At 38.9% G+C, this 833-nt stretch carries 1 protein-coding gene; it reads left to right on the forward strand.

Translation table 11 applies throughout. From position 1 onward, the window contains the following. Window positions 1-262 precede the first annotated feature (262 nt). The coding region (locus QCB45_RS11510) for an MCP four helix bundle domain-containing protein (RefSeq protein ID WP_279421192.1) at window positions 263-833 on the forward strand (571 nt) is incomplete at its 3' end.

The raw sequence follows: 833 nt of genomic DNA on the forward strand, positions 1-833 counted from the left end.
AACTTGAAAGGGGGCTTAATGCCCCTTTTTTATTGTCTTTGATTTGTAGCTCTTTGTTTTATATGTCGGTCAAAATGAAAGGGTTTGTTGTACTTTGTTTACGAAGAATCAAGCCTTTAGAATGAATATTTGGGTGTAAGGATATATGTCTAAAATATGTAATTCTGATGTGTTAGAATCCCAAAATTCGAGAAATATTAATTCTTAATAAGAATCTTTTTTGGGGCTTTAGAACGGATTTTCGTTCTAATCAGGAGTAAATATGACAATACGCAACAAGCTGATTTTATCTTTTGCACTGATATTGGTGATGAGTGCTATTCTGGGCGGAGCAGCCTTGTGGGAGACCAAGCGATTATCGGATTCACAGGATTTAGTTGTCAATGATCGTATTCCCAAGCTGTTGGCGATTGATAACTTGATCATTCGTCAAACACAGATACAGCAGAACGTCCGTGAGTATTTGATTCAAACGGATGTTGATGAACAGAAAAAACTGTTGGATCGTATTTACGAATATAAGAAACAAAGTGAAGACATTGTTAAACAACTGAATGAATCGATTACATCTGAACAAGGCAAAATGCTGCTTGCTGATTTAGCTAAAGCGAATGCTGCGTTAGATGAAGTAAATAGCATGATCGTAGAATGGGTGGAAAACGGTTATCTGGATTCTGCAACGACCATGATTGTTTCGCCTGAAAACCGTGGGAAGCGATTAGCACAGAGAAAAGCACTGCGTGCGCTGGCCGATTTCCAAAAGCAAAGTTCTCAGCAGAGTGGAGAAGAGGGTGCCAAGATTGCCCATCAGACGTTATGGTTGGTTGGTGTTA

The sequence above is a fragment of the Thiomicrorhabdus sp. ZW0627 genome (genome assembly GCF_029767005.1).
Taxonomy (GTDB): domain Bacteria; phylum Pseudomonadota; class Gammaproteobacteria; order Thiomicrospirales; family Thiomicrospiraceae; genus Thiomicrorhabdus.